This is a genomic window from Methylosinus sp. C49, assembly GCF_009936375.1.
Taxonomy (GTDB): Bacteria; Pseudomonadota; Alphaproteobacteria; order Rhizobiales; family Beijerinckiaceae; genus Methylosinus.
In genome coordinates this window covers 1,405,005-1,419,452 of record NZ_AP022332.1, presented here as the reverse complement: position 1 = coordinate 1,419,452, position 14,448 = coordinate 1,405,005, and the positions used below count along the sequence as shown (strand labels likewise).

Here is a 14,448-nt window from a genome sequence, read left to right as displayed (position 1 = left end):
CGGTCTGTCCGTCTGTGAATGACGAGCGCATCTCGCCGTTGCGAGCGGCGCGATCGCGCGCCGCTCGCGTTTCACGCCATTCACATCACGCGGCGGCGAATTTCAGCAGCTTGATCGCCTCGAAATCCTGCACCCCGCCGCCGACGCGCTTGGTGGTGTAGAAGAGCACATAAGGCTTTGCGGAATAGGGATCGCGCAGCACGCGCACGCCGAGCCGATCGACCACGAGATAGCCGCGCGCGAAATCGCCGAAAGCGAGGGAAAGACTATCGGCGCCCATATCGGGCATGTCCTCCGCCTCCACCACAGGGAAATTCAGCAGAGACGCCGGCTGATCGAGACTCGCGGGCGGAGCCCACAAATATTCGCCAGCGGTCGATTTGAATTTGCGGATGGCCGATTGCGTCTGCCGATTGAGCACGAATCTGCCATTCTGTCGATAGCCGGCGCGCAGCGCATAGACGAGATTGAACAGAGCGTCCGAAGGATTGCTCGCCGCAAATCCCCCCGAGACGCCGGTCGCGACATAGCCGATATTGCCCCAGCTCCAGCTGGCGTCCGCGACCGTCGGATAAGCGAGGAATCCTTTGGGCTTGTCCGTTCCATTGCCGCTCACGAAGGCCGCGCCTTCCTGCTCGGCGAAGACGGTCTGGACCTCCTCGGCGATCCATTGCTCGACGTCGATCGCGGAATCGTCGAGCAACGTTTGCGTCGCCGCGGGCATGGCGTAGAGCTCCATCGCCGGAAAATTGAGATCGACGATCTGCTGGCTGCTCGTTTGCGTTCGGGGATCGGCCTCCGCTGCCCATCCGGCGGCCGGTCCTTGCGTGGAATAGGCTTTGCGCAAAGAATGCGTGGAGATTTCACGCACGCTGGCGATGGCGCGGATCGGCGACAAATTAGCGAGACGACGCAATATCTCCTGTTCCGCGGGCGTCGGCACGAGATATCCGCCGTCCGGGCCGGAGCCGGCGGAAAGCGCCTTGGATTCGAGCGCCTTCAGGCCGGAGGATTCGCCGCTGCGCATATAGAGCGAGAACGCCGATTTGTGCTCGCGCGCAGGCGCATCGTCGCTCGGCGCGGAGGATAGCCGCGGCCGCGCGAGATCGAGCGCGACGCGGTCGACGCGGCGCTTCGTTTCGTCGATGGCGCGGTCGATGCGCTGCAGCTTCTCCTCGGTGAGGGCGTCGACCCCCATTCGCATCTCGATCTGCGCGATGCGCTCTTCATTCGTATCCTTGAACGCGGCGAAGGCGCGGTGAAGATCGGCGAGCGCTTCCTCGCCGGAGAGCGTCTTGGTTTCGAGAGACGACATTGATGGCAACCTCTTTCGTTCGATTTGAAGACGCAAGAAGTCGCCGCGCGGGATGCGCGGGCGTTCGTGCGCTGGGTAGACTATGGCGATAGTGTTCGCGCGCGGCACGGGCCGCGAGCGCGCATCACTGCGACGTCGAGAGTCGCTGCAGCGTCGCCTCGAATCGCTTCACGGCGAGCTGCATGCGAAGCCGCGCGAGCTTTTGTCCGAGCTGAGCCGCCGCGTGACGCGGCGCCGTCGCCAGTGCGGGGATCACGGCGATACGCGCCTGCGGCAATGCAGGAAAGGTGACGATCGAAATCTCGATGAGATCGAGCTCGAGCAATCGGCGCGCCCCGGTCTTAGGATCGCTCGCGGCGCGAAGCGTGCGAAAGCCGATCGAGAGGCCGTCGAGCGCGCCTGCGCGGATCAACGACAACGCCTCCCGCGCACGCGCGACAGAAAGATCGAGGCGCCCACGCACTTTCAATCCGCGCGCGTCTTCGGCGATGTGCGCCCACACGCCGATCGGCTCCTCCGCGCGATGCTGCCACAGCATTTTGACGCTCACGGCGCCACGTCGCTGCAAGCTCGCGGCGAAGGCGCCGCGCTCGACGATATCGCCGCAAGTATCGCGCACGGCGAAGAGGCTCGCATAGCCTTCGAATACTCCATCGGCGCCGATCGCCGCTGGAAACGGCGCGCGCTTCGTCTCCATCGGAGGGCTCGCTATGGGAATGTCTCGGTTCAGCGCTTGCGCCATCAGGCTTTCTCCCGCGTCGCGCCGATCGCGGCCGGACCGCCGCCGCGCGGCGGCTCACGCAGGCGCTGCAAAGCGCGCACAAAAGTCTTGAACACGATGTCGGGCTCGAGGCGCGGCGGCTTGCGCGGCGTGCGACGCTTCATTATGCGGAGGGGCAATGCGGCTAGACTCATTCATTCGCTCCCATAGCGGCGGTTGAAGCGCGCGAGCTCGCGCACGAAAGCGTCGAGCCGCCGCATGGAGCGGCCGAGCTCACGCAGAGCGCGCAGCGCGAAAGCTGTGGCGGCGCTCGCCCAGAGGAAGAGCGCGAGATGGGCGAGATCGCCGCGCTCGATAATGGAGGTGACGATCTCGGACATAGGAGCGCCTTTCGGACGCGAGAAAGCGCCGGCCGCTCTGACGAGCGGTCGTCGCGGCTGAATTCGTTCGATGCCGCGGAACGCGAGCTACGCGAGGCCGTTCAATCGCCACGCAGTCGGTGCAGGACTTCTATCAACACGACTCGGTAATCGGCGTCTTTGGCAAAGCCCATTCTGGCGCCCGCACGAAACCAAATGTCGATCAATTCTCGATCGGAAAGCTCCTGACGTAGCAGCCCGTCGATAAATCGCTCCGCGCCCTTCTTCTGGCTCTCATCGAGATGACCAATGGCATAGGCCACGTAGTCCTGCCCTTCCGGGATATCTTCCTCGACTTCGAACATGAACCACTCAGCCAGGTCCGAGAATGCTTCAGGAATGTTCATCAATGTTCCCCTTTCGCGCTCATCGGCCCGATCTGCTGTTCACAGGAAAGGCGGTCCGCACCCGATAGCCTCGATCGCTGGTCGGATCGGCATGAAGAACGACTCTGACGCCGAACGTCCATCGAACGACCGGCTTCGACGTTCCGCTCTCCAAGAATGCCTCTTTTCCGGTTCGAAATCCGAATATCCTCTGGAGCGTGACCTCATCGCGTCGTCCTTCGGCGACCGAGTCGACGCGATCCTTGTTCGTCTCTATCACTCGGTTCACGTGGTCATTTGCGGACTCCCGAGAGTCGAACGAGCCGACCGCCGGCTCATAGGCGATCACGCCTATGAATGGTAGACCAATTCTAATTCGCTTACTCTCCAAAGCAGCGATAAGGGCTACATCTTCTTTGCCGACATGGTCGTATAGCGTGACCATAGCCTTCTTTCGCCAGCAGGTCGACGGAGTATCGAGCGTCATTGCTTTCCCCAACCACGAGGGCGCCCGCATCGTTCACCACCGCGGCGATCGTGTTCAGCGCCACCTGCGCGAGGTCGCCAGCGCCGCTCGCATCGCCGCTCGTCTACTGCCCGCCGTCCGGCGATCCGGCGGCGACGCGCGGCTGATCTGTTGAATATTTCACGCGCTTTCCCATCGGGCCGTAGCCCGCCGCCTCGCGCTGCTCGTCCACGGTGAGGAAAGCGGCGTCGCCGATGCGACTCCATTCGAGCGCGCGTTCTTTCGCCAGCGCGTCGATGCGATCGGCGTCATAGTCGAAGCGGAATGGCGCGAAGCCCGGCTGCGCCCAGGCATGAAACGCCTTCTGCAAGCGCTGCACGAGCGGAATGATCGTCTGGCGCCAGAAGGCGCGATTGGCTTCCTCGTAATTGCGGAATGTGTTATCGCCCGGCAGTCCGATCAGCAGCGGCGGCACGCCGAAGGCGAGCGCGATCTCCCGCGCGGCGGAGGCTTTCGTCTCGGAAAAATCCATATCCTTGGGCGACAGCGACAGCGCCTTCCAATCGAGCCCGCCTTCCAGCAGCAGCGGACGGCCGGCGTTGAAGGCGCCGGAGAAATTCTCCTCCAATTCCTGCTTCAGCCGCTCGAACTGCTCATCGGTGAGATGCCCGCCCTCCGGCCCGGCATAGACGAGCGCGCCGGAAGGCCGCGCGCTATTGTCGAGCAGCGCCTTGTTCCAGAAGCTCGCGGCGTTATGTGTGTCGAGCGCCGTCTGCGCGGCAGCGAGCGGCGCAAAGCCATAGATGTCGTCGAGCGGATTGAAGAGACGAATGTGCAGAATCGGCTCTATGCCGCGACCCTGAATGTCATAGCGCACGCTGTCGCCGGCGGCCGAATAGACATAGGCCGCCGGCCAGCCATTGCGTCCCGCGACGACGCTCATGCGATCCGGCCGCAGACTATAAGCTTCGCGCAGCAAGCCGTCGACGAAGGCGCCTTCGACATAGGCGTTGCCATAGAGCAGAAGATTGGAGACGAGCGCCTCGATGAAGGAGACGCTGGTGTCGGAAGGGTTCGGCCGCTCGATCAATCGCAGCAGCGGATGTTCGGGATTCTCCGCGCGCCCTTCATAGGCGAGCCAGCGCACGGAGGCGGCGCCTTCCGCCACCATGCGCACAGCGCGATAGCAGACGGCGTTGCGCTCATAGCCGGCCCGCGTGAGCGCGACATTGTTGCGCGCGGTCCATTGCGGCGCGGCCATGGAATGCAGCGAAAGCATAGCGCGCGAGGATTTGCGCTCCGGCGCGCGCGCGCCGAAGAGGCGGGAAAGGAACGAGGGCATGAGGATTCCGTCTGGAATGGGTAAGTAGGGAATAGCGAGTAGCGAGCAGAGGCTGGCGGCCCTCTGCTCGCTATCGCTCACAATCGTCGCATGCGCGGCTCACGCGCGCGCGGGGCCAGCGCCAGCGCGTGAATCGCCCAAACCAGCGCGTCGAGGCGATCCGGGCTTCTCCCCGTCGACAAGCCATCGATGGCGAAATCGCACATCTCGTCTTCTAGCGCCGGAAAGGCGCCGACATGGCGCACGCGCCCTCGCTCATAGAGCTGCGCCACCGGGGCCGCGCGCAAATATTTGCCGCGCGTCGCGCGCACGTCTCGCACGGCGACGCTCGGGTCGGCCTCGTGAATGACGGCGCGCACCATCTCGCCGCCCTGATTGACCTCGGCGATCAGCGCATCCGCCTCGAGCCTGTGATAGAGCGCGACTCCGGCGCGCGCCCATTGCGCCGGCCGCGCGGCGGCGAGCGTCGCGTCCTGTAGCACGTAGACGATTCCATTCGCTGCTCCCGCCGCGACGATTCCGCAACGATCGGCGTGCTTGCCGGACGACGCAGGTGGATCGATGGCGACGACGATGCGCTCCATCGGCGGCGCCTCGACAATGCGCGCGGCCTCCAGCATATCGCGCGTCCAGAGCGCGTCGGCGCGCTCGTCGACGAGTTCGCCGTCGAGTTCCTGGCGCCCCAATCTCGTGCCGGCATATTGCGCGACGACGGTCTCGAGAAAGGATGGCGCGAGATGCGCCGCATTCTGCCGCGTCGTCGCGCGCGTCGTCACGACGCCACGCTCGCTCATCAGCCGCTTCAGCAAGGGAATGGAGCGCGGCGTGGTGGTGACGATCTCGCGCGGCCAATCGCCCAATCGCAGCCCGAATTGCAGCATGTCCCAACTCTCCTGCGCATAGCGCCATTTCGCCAGCTCGTCGCACCAGGCGGCGGAAAATTGCGGGCCGCGCAGGCTCTCGGGATCTTCCGCCGAGAAAGCCTGCGCGACGACGCCATTTTCGAATGTGAGGCGCTTGCGCGAGGGCTCCCACAAGGGCCGCTCGCTGCGCGGATGCACGGCGAGAATTCCAGAGACGCCTTCGATCATCACATCCCGCACATGCGCAGCGCTTTCGCCGACGAGCGCGATCGGCGACAAGGGGCGCGTCGAAAATTGCGGCCGGCCGCGCGCGACGGCGCGCACCCATTCGGCGCCGGCGCGCGTCTTGCCGGCGCCGCGCCCGCCCAATACCAGCCATACACGCCAAGGCGCGCCACCCGGCGCGAGCATGGGCGGCCATTGATCCTCGCGCGCGCAAAACTCCCAATCCGCGAGCAGCGTTTCGAGCTCACGCGCGGAAAATCCCGCGATCAGCTCATTCAGCCGGCCCATCGCCGCACATGCGCTCGAGCCGACGAGCAAGCTCCTCGCGGAGCTCGGCCAATTGGCGGGGAGGCTCGTCGTCGAAAGCGTCTCGGACACGCAAGTCCTCCTCTCGCGCCACGGCGACGTCGCGATTCATGCGCTTCAATTCGGCGAGGCTGCGCACCAGGCTCGCGAGCACGCGGGCGCTCGTCTCCATCGTCTTCGGCGCCGCCTTTGCGCCGCATGTGGCGAGCGCGACTTCAGCGCGGAGAAACTCGCGCTCCACCGCTTCTTCGAGCCGCGCGATGAGGCTGCGCGGCTCTTTTTGCGTCGGCGCCGCGCTCTGCCGCTCTGGCGTCGGAGGCGTGTCGGTGCTCTTGCGCTTGATCGGCGACGGCCGCATCGGCCATCCCTCGCTTTTGCGAAAGCTAGAAAAGGCGCGCTCGCTCATGCCGAGCATCGCCCTCACCTCTACGAGCGGCGTGACGCCCGCGTCATAGAGCAGCTTCGCCTGCGCGACGATATCGCGCGAGCGCGCGTCTGACTTCGGCGCCATGCGTGGGCCTCCATTGGACAAAAGCCCGGGACCGCGAGCCTTCAGGCTCGCTTTCGGCAAGCTACGAAATGATCCGACGGACGCGCTTCGACGCTCGCCGAGCGGGCGGCGCGCATTGGCTGGAAAGAGCGAGCCTGAAGGCTCGCGGTCCAGTCTGCCGTCCCTCGCCCCAAGCGCAATTCTGGAGCATGGGACTTGTCTATAGGACCAGCGTCCCGCTGTCAAGGAATAAATTCATATCCTCGCCTCACGCCGCCCGCCCTTTCTTGCGCCGAGGCCAGCGCTTGGGCCATAGCACGATGAAATTGGGGAGATCGTCGGTCTCCACCTCCTGCTCATGGGCCGCCACGCGGCCGCGCACGGAGACGCCGGCCGTATGGACGCTGGCCGGGTCGCCGGTCAGCAGCGGGTGCCAGTCCGGCAGCGGCTTGTCTTCCGCGCGCAGGCGATAGGCGCAGGTCGGCGGCAGCCAGGCGATGCCTGCGAGCGCCTTCACGGTCAGGCGCACGCAGTCGGGCACCTTGGTCTGGCGGCCGGCATAGTCGCGGCAGCGCCCGGTCTCGCCGTCCAAAAGGTCGCAGCCGACGCTCGTATGATAGATTTCCCCACTATCTTCATCCTCGAGCTTGACCAGGCAGCAACGCCCGCAGCCGTCGCAGAGCTTTTCCCATTGCGCCCGCGTCAATTCGCTCAAGGGCCTCGTCCAGAACGGTTCGCCCGCTTCTTTTTCGCCATTCCTCGCCATGCTCTGTCTTCGGCCCTCGTCCTTCGCGCCGCGCGCGCTTTATTCATCCTGCCGGCGATCCCTGCGGGCCGGCCATCGTCAAGGCGGCTCGAGGAGTGCTATCATCCGCCTCCTGGTTCGCATAATCGCCCGGATGGGCCAAGGGAGCGGCGCAATTGCTCGAACCTATTCGATCCTCGCGCTTATACAAGCGGGCCGCAAGGCTTCTGCTGGCGCTCGACGCCTATATCGACTCGAGTCTCTTCGACTCGAGCCGCGGCGCGCGCGAGGCCTATGAGAATTTCTCGGCCTTCATGAACCGCTTCCAGGTGCGGGGCCTGCGACGGGTCGCGGTCGAGATCGGCTGCGAGTCGCTGACGCTGGCGCTCGGCGGCGGCATGGTCGCGCTCGCGCTGTCGGTCTCCGCCATGCGCATGACCAGCGACGATTGGCTGAAGAAGCAGGACCTCTCGATCACTTTTCTGGATCGCTACGGCGCCGTCGCCGGACAGCGCGGCATCAAGCATGACGACGCCGTGCCGCTCGATCAATATCCAGATTATGTCATCAAGGCCGTGCTGGCGACCGAGGACCGACGCTTCTACGAGCATTTCGGCATCGACATTATCGGCACGGGACGCGCGCTCACGGTGAATGCGCGCTCCTCCGGCGTGGTGCAGGGCGGCTCCTCCATCACGCAGCAGCTCGCCAAAAACGTCTTCCTCTCCAATGAGCGCACCATCACGCGCAAGATCAACGAGGCCTTTCTCGCGCTCTGGCTCGAGGAGCGCCTCACCAAGCAAGAGATTTTGAAGCTCTATCTCGACCGCGTTTATATGGGTGGCGGCGCCTTCGGCATTCAGGCGGCGGCGGAGTTCTATTTCGGCAAATCCGTGCGCGACGTCTCGCTGTCGGAAGCCGCCATGCTCGCCGGCCTGTTCAAGGCGCCGACCAAATACGCCCCGCACGTAAATCTCCCCGCAGCGCGTGCGCGCGCCAATGACGTGCTCGACAATCTGGTCGACGCCGGCTTCATGACGCAGAGCCAGATCGTCGCCGCGCAGCGCAATCCGGCGACGCCGGTCGAGCGCAAGCGCGACCAGAGCCCGGATTGGTATCTCGACTTCGCCTTCAAGGAGGCGCAGCGCCTCGCCGAGGCCGGCAAGTTCGGCGACGATCGCGTGCTCGTCATTCGCACCGCGCTCGATCCCAATGTGCAGAAGCGCGCCGACGAGGTGGTGGAGGAAAATCTCCGCGAGAGCGGACGCTCCTATCATGCGAAGCAGAACGCCTCGGCCTTCATGGATCTCGACGGCGCCGTGCGCGCCCTGGTCGGCGGGCGCGATTATGGCGCGAGCCAGTTCAATCGCGCGACGGAGGCGGCGCGCCAGCCGGGCTCCTCCTTCAAGCCCTATGTCTATCTCACCGCGCTGATGAGCAATAAGTTCAAGCCGACGACGGTGGTGACGGATCGTCCCACCTGCATCGGCAATTATTGCGTCCATAATTACAGCGGCGGCTACGCCGGCTCGCTGCCGCTGTCACTGGCGCTCGCCAAATCGCTCAACACGATCGCCATTCAATTGTCGATCGCCGTCGGCAATGGCGATTCTCATGCCGGCCGCGCCAAGATCATCGACACATGCCGCAAGCTCGGCATCACCACGCCACTCGAAGACACGCCCTCCCTGCCTGTCGGGCAGAGCGACGTCATCCTGCTCGAGCATGCGGCCGGCTATGCCGCTTTCGCCAATGGCGGCAAAAAGACGACGCCCTATGCGGCCACGGAGGTGCGCAACAGCCGCGGCGATATTCTCTATCAGCATGATCGCGACGCGCCGCCGCAAGAGCAGGTCGTGCCTTTCGAAAAGGTCGCCGAGCTCGACACGATGATGAAGCGCGTGATCGACGAAGGCACGGGCGGGCGCGCCAATCTCGGCCCCGGAATCGACGTCATCGGCAAGACCGGCACCACCAATGGCTATAAGGACGCTTGGTTCTGCGGCTATACCGGCAATATGGGCGGCTGCGTGTGGTATGGAAACGACGACAATGAGGGCATGTCCAATATGACCGGCGGCACATTGCCGGCGAAGACATGGCACGACATCATGGCCTATGCGCATCAAGGAATCGCCATCAAGCCGATCCGCGGACTCGCAACGCCCGCCGCGCTCGCAGCGGCTGCCGCCGCTCAGCCCAAGACGCTGGAGCTCGGCGCGCCGGCGCGTCCCGCGGCGCTCTCGCGCGGCGCCTTGGAGGCGCTCGGACAAATCGAGTCGAAGATGAAGCTCGACGGTCCCGAGCGCCCCGCCGCCGGCTCGCCGCCGCAGACGCGTTCCACCGACAAGCGCGCCGATCGGCGCTGACGGATTTCGCATGACCAATTATCTGAGGGCTTTCGTCGTGATGATCGCGGGCCTGCTGCTGGGCTTTGCGATGACCGCCGTCTCGCTCGGGCTCGGCCGCGGCTTCGGCGCGCTGCATGTCGGACCTTGGACCGCCTGGCCGAGCCATGGCGGCGTGGAGATCGACCCTTATGCGCGCGCCGTGCTGGCGCGCTCGGGCGAGGCGCCGCTCGGGCGCGATCAGGGCCTCGCCTTTTTCGCCCATACGGATTCGAGCGGCGCGCCGCTCGATGGACGCTGCGACTATCGCGTCTCCGACGTCACTCCCGCGGCGCGCTTCTGGACGCTCGGCGCGACCAGCGTCGCCGGCCGGCTCATCGACAATCCCGCCGATCGCCACGCTTTCACCTCGAGCGAGATTTCGCGACGCGAGGGCGGCGGCTTCGAGATCGACATCGGCGCGCAGGCGCGGCCCGGCAATTGGCTGCCGGTGTCGAAAGAGCCTTTCGTGCTGACGCTGCGCCTCTATGACACGCCGCTCGACCTCGAATCGGCGCCCGACCCTCAGACCTTTCCGAAGATCGTGAAGCTCCATTGCGCATGAAGATTTCTCGCAACTATCTCGACTGGCTGCCCTGGGCGCTCGCGACCGTCTGCGTCGCGGGCTCCGTTCACATCGTCTCAGTGCTGCTGATGCCGGAAGTGGCGCCGCGCAACGCCTATGCGCGCCTCCTCGCCGCCGCGCGGAACGCCGAGACGACGACCAATGGCGTCGCTCTGCTGCCGCGCGCCGCGCCCGGCGCGGAGGTCACGCCTTTCGAGGATTCGGCTTTCGTCGAAGGCGTCTGCCTCTTCGATCTCTCCAGAGGTCTGATGCGTGTGCGCGCCGACGCCGATCCAGAGGATCTGCTCGCGCTCTCCTTTCATGCGCGAACGGGCCGCATCTTTCATTCCGCCACAGATCGCTCGGCGATCAAGGGCAAGATCGACGTGCTGGTCGGCGATGCGCGCCAGATCGAAGCGGTCGAGGGCGAAGATGAGGAAGCGCCGCCGAGCCAAGTGCATGTGACGGCGCCTTCTCTGCGCGGCTTCGTGCTGCTCCGCTCGCTGGCCAAGCGCGCGAGCGATCGTGATCGCGCCGAGCAGCGCCTGCGTTCTGTCTCCTGCGAGACGGTCGCCGAGCCAGAAAGCTGATTCGCCGGCGGGCCGCGAGGCTCGCTTTCGGAGAAATACGCGACAAATAGGACATGTCGCCGCATTGCGATCGACCCTGCCGGCGACCACTTCCTATGGAGATGCCGGCAATAGCGAGGGCGATGCGATGAGAAAAAACATTCCCACATTGGCGGCCGCTCTTCTGGCGGCGACGATCGCGCCGGCGCTCGCCGAGACCAATGTCGAGACCAAGCCCGCCGCTCCGCAGGAGGAGCACGGCGACGGCCATGGGGGCGGCTGCTGCAAGATGATGCATGAGATGCGTCAAATGCATCAAATGCACGATCAGATGATGATGGACCACATGAAATCCATGCATCAGGGCCATGGCGCGGGCCATGATGGCGGACATGAGAGCGGCCATGACGGCCATGCGCCGGACGCAGCGCCCAAGGCGGAATAGCGCTTCGGCCGGGCTCGTTTCCCGCAAGGAGAAACGAGCCCGGCCGGTCGGCTCACGCCGTCAGCGTCGGATAATCCGTATATCCCTTCGGACCGGCTCCATAGACTGTCTCGAAATCGACATCGGCGAGCGGCGCGCGGCGACGCAGGCGCTCGACGAGATCGGGATTGGAGATGAAGGGACGGCCGAAGGCGATGAGATCGGCGCGCCCGCTCGCGAGCGTCTCCTGCGCGAGCTCCAGCGTATAGGCGTTATTGGCGATATAGGCGCCGGGGAAGCTCTTGCGCAGAGCGAGATAATCGAAAGGCGCGACATCGCGCGGGCCTTGCGTCGCGCCTTCTATGACATGAAGAAAGCCGAGCTTCTTCTCCGCCAGCCTCTCGACGAAATAGCCGAAGACGCTCTGCGGATCGCTGTCCGACATGTCGTACACGGGGCTCACCGGCGATATGCGCACGCCGACGCGCGAGGCGTCCCATTCCTGCAGCACGGCGTCCACGACCTCGAGGCCGAAGCGCGCGCGATTTTGCGGCGCGCCGCCATAGGCGTCCTCGCGCTTGTTGGAGCCGTCGCGCAAGAACTCGTCGATGAGATAGCCATTGGCGCAATGCACCTCGACGCCATCGAAGCCCGCCTCTTTCGCATTGCGCGCGGCCTTGCGATAATCGGCGATCAGCCCCGGAATTTCACCGAGCTCCAGCGCCCGCGGCGCGGAGCAATCGGCGGCGCCGGTCTCGATCGCCACCTGCTTCGTCGTGGCGATGGCGGAAGGCGCGACCGGCGCCCCGCCGCCGGGCTGCAGCGAGACATGCGAGACGCGCCCGACATGCCAGAGCTGCAGGACGATACGCCCGCCCGCCGCATGCACGGCCTCCGTCACCTCGCGCCAGCCGGCGACCTGCTCGGGCGAATAAATCCCCGGCGTGTAGGCGTAGCCCTGCCCCTGCTGGGAAATCTGCGAGGCCTCGGCGATGATGAGCCCCGCCGAGGCGCGCTGGCGATAATGCTCGGCCATCAGCGCATTCGCCGCGTCGGTCCCATGGGTGGCGCGACGGCGCGTCAGCGGCGCCATGACGATGCGATTGGCGAGCGTGAGATCGCCGAGGCGAAAGGGTTCGAACAACGAAACGGTCATAGTCTCGGATTTCCTCTCGGGCCGCGCCCCCTGCGCGGCCCTCTTCCCCTCGCCACTTGGGGATTGATCGCAAATTTGTTAGGTCCGAGCCAGATGGAATGATTTTCTCGGGAAAGGGTCCCATGACCGGCGACGCAGCCAAGACCAACGCAGCCAAGACCACCGACGACGTTTTCCGCCGCCGCCTCGACGAGGCCGCGAGCACGACCGAGACGACGCTGGGCGCCCTGCTCGGCGCGGAGCCGCTTTCGGGCGAGATCGCCCGGCCGGCGCGGCTGCTGGAGGCGATGCGCTATGTGGCGCTGGGCGGCGGCAAGCGGCTGCGGCCGTTTCTGGCGCTCGAATCCGCCCGCCTCTTCGGCGTCGAGGGCGAGAGCGCGCGCCGCACGGCGGCGGCGATCGAGATGATCCATTGCTATTCGCTCGCCCACGACGATCTCCCGGCCATGGACGACGACGATCTGCGCCGCGGGCGCCCCACCGCCCACAAGGCCTTCGACGAGGCCACCGCCATTCTCGCCGGCGACGGGCTGCTGACCTATGCGTTCGACGTTCTGGCCGATCCGGCGACCCATGCGGATGCGCAAATCCGCGCTCGTCTGGTGCTGGCGCTGGCCCGCGCTTCCGGGCTCGGCGGCATGGTCGGCGGCCAGGCCCTGGACCTCGAGGCCGAGAAGGCGACGAGCCCGCTCTCGCAGGAGGAAACGCTCCGCCTCCAGGCCATGAAGACCGGCGCGCTCTTGCGCGTCTCGGTCGATTTCGGCGCCATTCTCGGCGGCGCCTCGGCTCCCGTGGCGGCCGCGCTCGGCCGCTATGGCGACGCGCTCGGCGCCGCTTTCCAGATCGCCGACGATATTTTGGACGCGGAGGGCGACGAGGCCGCGCTCGGCAAGCGCGCCGGCAAGGATGCGGAGCGCAACAAGGCCACATTGATCGGCCTGCTGGGCCTCGACAAGGCGCGCGAGCGGCGCGACGCGCTGGTCGAGGCGGCCATAGCGGCGCTCGCCGAGACGGGGCTCGGCGCGGCGACGGGCGTGCTCGCGCAGGCGGCGCGCTTCGTCGCGCTACGCAGCAATTGAGCGGCCGATGAGCCACGCCGCCGAGACTCACGCGCGCCGCCGGCGCCCGCTGCTGTGGCGCATCGCCAGGGCGCGGGCGCGACTGCTCTTCTGCCTGCTCGGCGGCGTGGCGGTCGGCCTGCTGCTGCCCGCAAGCTGGCGCGAGGTCACGCGCGCGCTGGTCGGCTGGGACGTCTTCGTGACGCTCTATCTCCTCCTCGCGGCGGAGATGATGGCGCGCTCGACGCCGAGCTCCATGCGCCGCCGCGCGCAATTGCAGGACGAAGGCCGGCTCGTCATTCTGGTGATGACCATCGCCACCGCCTGCGCCTCCATCGGCGCGATCGTCGCCGAGCTCGGGCCGGTCAAAAATCTCGAGGGATTTTCCAAGCACGCGCATATTTCTCTCGCCGTGCTGACCGTCGTGCTTTCCTGGCTGTTCGTGCATCTCACCTTCGCGCTGCATTACGCGCATGAATATTATCTCGAGCGCGGCGCCGCGCCGGATCGCCCCGCGGAGCAGCGCGGCGGGCTGATCTTTCCGGGCGCGCAGCAGCCCGGCTATATGGATTTTCTCTATTTCGCCTATGTGATCGGCGTCGCCTCGCAGACGGCGGACGTCTCCACCGCCTCCACGACGATGCGCGCGGCGGCGCTCGTGCAAGGCGTGCTGGCCTTCTTCTTCAACACCGCGATACTGGCGCTCACCGTCAATATCGCCGCGGGCTTCGTATGAGACGACGCGTTTTCTTCTGGGCCTCGCTTCTCGCAATGTCCCTCTCGCTCGGTCCCGGCCTCGCGGCCGAGGTGCGCATAGAAAATTTCGCCTTCGCGCCGGTCCATATCACCGTGCGTGCGGGCGACACCGTCGTTTTCGTCAATCACGATCAGGCGCCGCATTCCATCATCGGCGCGATGGGCAAGGAAGAAATCTTCCATTCGCCCGAGCATGTCGATGAGGACGAGAGCTTCGACGTCACGCTGACGCGCCCGGGCGAGGTGGCCTTTCGCTGCGGGCTGCATTCTCATATGAGCGGGACGATCACCGTCGTCCCGTGAGACGACGGTTTC

18 protein-coding genes are annotated in these 14,448 nt (G+C 65.7%); 7 read left to right on the top strand and 11 right to left on the bottom strand.

The genetic code is table 11. The features are described 5' to 3' along the window. Positions 1 to 85: 85 nt before the first annotated feature. The 10 genes from GYH34_RS06715 to GYH34_RS06670 form a co-directional block, all read right to left on the bottom strand. On the bottom strand, positions 86 to 1,315 hold the full coding sequence (locus GYH34_RS06715; protein ID WP_161912891.1) for a phage major capsid protein: 1,230 nt from the start codon (positions 1,313 to 1,315) through the stop codon (positions 86 to 88). A 124-nt stretch (positions 1,316 to 1,439) separates the two neighbouring features. Beyond that, entirely contained in the window at positions 1,440 to 2,012 is a 573-nt protein-coding gene (locus tag GYH34_RS06710) for an HK97 family phage prohead protease (protein ID WP_244635348.1), read from the bottom strand. A 44-nt stretch (positions 2,013 to 2,056) separates the two neighbouring features. Continuing rightward, the gene (locus GYH34_RS06705) at positions 2,057 to 2,230 is read right to left on the bottom strand and encodes a hypothetical protein (RefSeq protein ID WP_157198924.1); all 174 of its coding nucleotides are present in this window, start codon (positions 2,228 to 2,230) and stop codon (positions 2,057 to 2,059) included. Continuing rightward, on the bottom strand, positions 2,231 to 2,416 hold the full coding sequence (locus GYH34_RS06700) for a hypothetical protein (RefSeq protein WP_024878868.1): 186 nt from the start codon (positions 2,414 to 2,416) through the stop codon (positions 2,231 to 2,233). Between the two features lie 101 nt (positions 2,417 to 2,517). After that, a complete protein-coding gene (locus GYH34_RS06695; protein ID WP_161912889.1) occupies positions 2,518 to 2,802 on the bottom strand; it encodes a hypothetical protein in 285 nt (94 codons plus the stop codon). Positions 2,803 to 2,821: 19 nt separating this feature from the next. Continuing rightward, positions 2,822 to 3,268: an RNase A-like domain-containing protein gene (locus GYH34_RS06690; protein WP_244635297.1), complete on the bottom strand. Its 447-nt coding sequence runs from the start codon at positions 3,266 to 3,268 to the stop codon at positions 2,822 to 2,824. A 103-nt stretch (positions 3,269 to 3,371) separates the two neighbouring features. Continuing rightward, positions 3,372 to 4,589, bottom strand: coding sequence for a phage portal protein (locus GYH34_RS06685; RefSeq protein ID WP_161912888.1), 1,218 nt, complete (start codon positions 4,587 to 4,589; stop codon positions 3,372 to 3,374). A gap of 77 nt (positions 4,590 to 4,666) precedes the next feature. Next, positions 4,667 to 5,965 (bottom strand): terminase family protein, encoded by a 1,299-nt coding sequence (locus GYH34_RS06680; protein ID WP_161914921.1) that lies wholly within the window; start codon positions 5,963 to 5,965, stop codon positions 4,667 to 4,669. Continuing rightward, positions 5,949 to 6,494, bottom strand: coding sequence for a hypothetical protein (locus GYH34_RS06675; RefSeq protein WP_161912887.1), 546 nt, complete (start codon positions 6,492 to 6,494; stop codon positions 5,949 to 5,951). The genes GYH34_RS06680 and GYH34_RS06675 overlap by 17 nt, the downstream gene beginning before the upstream one ends. A 247-nt stretch (positions 6,495 to 6,741) precedes the next feature. Then, a complete protein-coding gene (locus GYH34_RS06670; protein WP_161912886.1) occupies positions 6,742 to 7,239 on the bottom strand; it encodes a YcgN family cysteine cluster protein in 498 nt (165 codons plus the stop codon). A 155-nt stretch (positions 7,240 to 7,394) separates the two neighbouring features. Here GYH34_RS06670 and GYH34_RS06665 point away from each other — a divergent pair, with 155 nt between their 5' ends. From GYH34_RS06665 to GYH34_RS06650, 4 genes are all read left to right on the top strand, one after another. Further along, positions 7,395 to 9,587 carry a PBP1A family penicillin-binding protein gene (locus GYH34_RS06665; RefSeq protein ID WP_161912885.1) on the top strand — a complete coding sequence of 731 codons (2,193 nt, stop codon included), beginning with the start codon at positions 7,395 to 7,397 and terminating at the stop codon, positions 9,585 to 9,587. A gap of 10 nt (positions 9,588 to 9,597) precedes the next feature. Next, the gene (locus GYH34_RS06660; protein WP_161912884.1) at positions 9,598 to 10,170 is read left to right on the top strand and encodes a DUF1214 domain-containing protein; all 573 of its coding nucleotides are present in this window, start codon (positions 9,598 to 9,600) and stop codon (positions 10,168 to 10,170) included. Next, positions 10,167 to 10,760: a hypothetical protein gene (locus GYH34_RS06655; RefSeq protein WP_174242379.1), complete on the top strand. Its 594-nt coding sequence runs from the start codon at positions 10,167 to 10,169 to the stop codon at positions 10,758 to 10,760. Before GYH34_RS06660 ends, GYH34_RS06655 begins: the two co-directional genes overlap by 4 nt. Positions 10,761 to 10,887: 127 nt before the next feature. Continuing rightward, complete coding sequence (locus GYH34_RS06650; protein ID WP_161912882.1) at positions 10,888 to 11,184, top strand: hypothetical protein; 297 nt, start codon at positions 10,888 to 10,890, stop codon at positions 11,182 to 11,184. A gap of 52 nt (positions 11,185 to 11,236) precedes the next feature. Here GYH34_RS06650 and GYH34_RS06645 read toward each other — a convergent pair whose 3' ends face one another. Continuing rightward, positions 11,237 to 12,319: an alkene reductase gene (locus tag GYH34_RS06645; protein ID WP_161912881.1), complete on the bottom strand. Its 1,083-nt coding sequence runs from the start codon at positions 12,317 to 12,319 to the stop codon at positions 11,237 to 11,239. 122 nt (positions 12,320 to 12,441) lie between these two features. On the opposite strand from GYH34_RS06645, the gene GYH34_RS06640 reads away from it, so the two are divergent. The 3 genes from GYH34_RS06640 to GYH34_RS06630 are packed head-to-tail and all read left to right on the top strand — an operon-like array spanning position 12,442 to position 14,436. Further along, positions 12,442 to 13,398, top strand: a complete 957-nt coding sequence (locus GYH34_RS06640; protein WP_161912880.1) for a polyprenyl synthetase family protein — start codon at positions 12,442 to 12,444, stop codon at positions 13,396 to 13,398. A gap of 7 nt (positions 13,399 to 13,405) precedes the next feature. After that, positions 13,406 to 14,113: a DUF1345 domain-containing protein gene (locus tag GYH34_RS06635; protein ID WP_174242378.1), complete on the top strand. Its 708-nt coding sequence runs from the start codon at positions 13,406 to 13,408 to the stop codon at positions 14,111 to 14,113. Beyond that, positions 14,110 to 14,436, top strand: a complete 327-nt coding sequence (locus GYH34_RS06630) for a plastocyanin/azurin family copper-binding protein (RefSeq protein ID WP_161912879.1) — start codon at positions 14,110 to 14,112, stop codon at positions 14,434 to 14,436. Before GYH34_RS06635 ends, GYH34_RS06630 begins: the two co-directional genes overlap by 4 nt. The last annotated feature ends 12 nt before the right edge of the window (positions 14,437 to 14,448 follow it).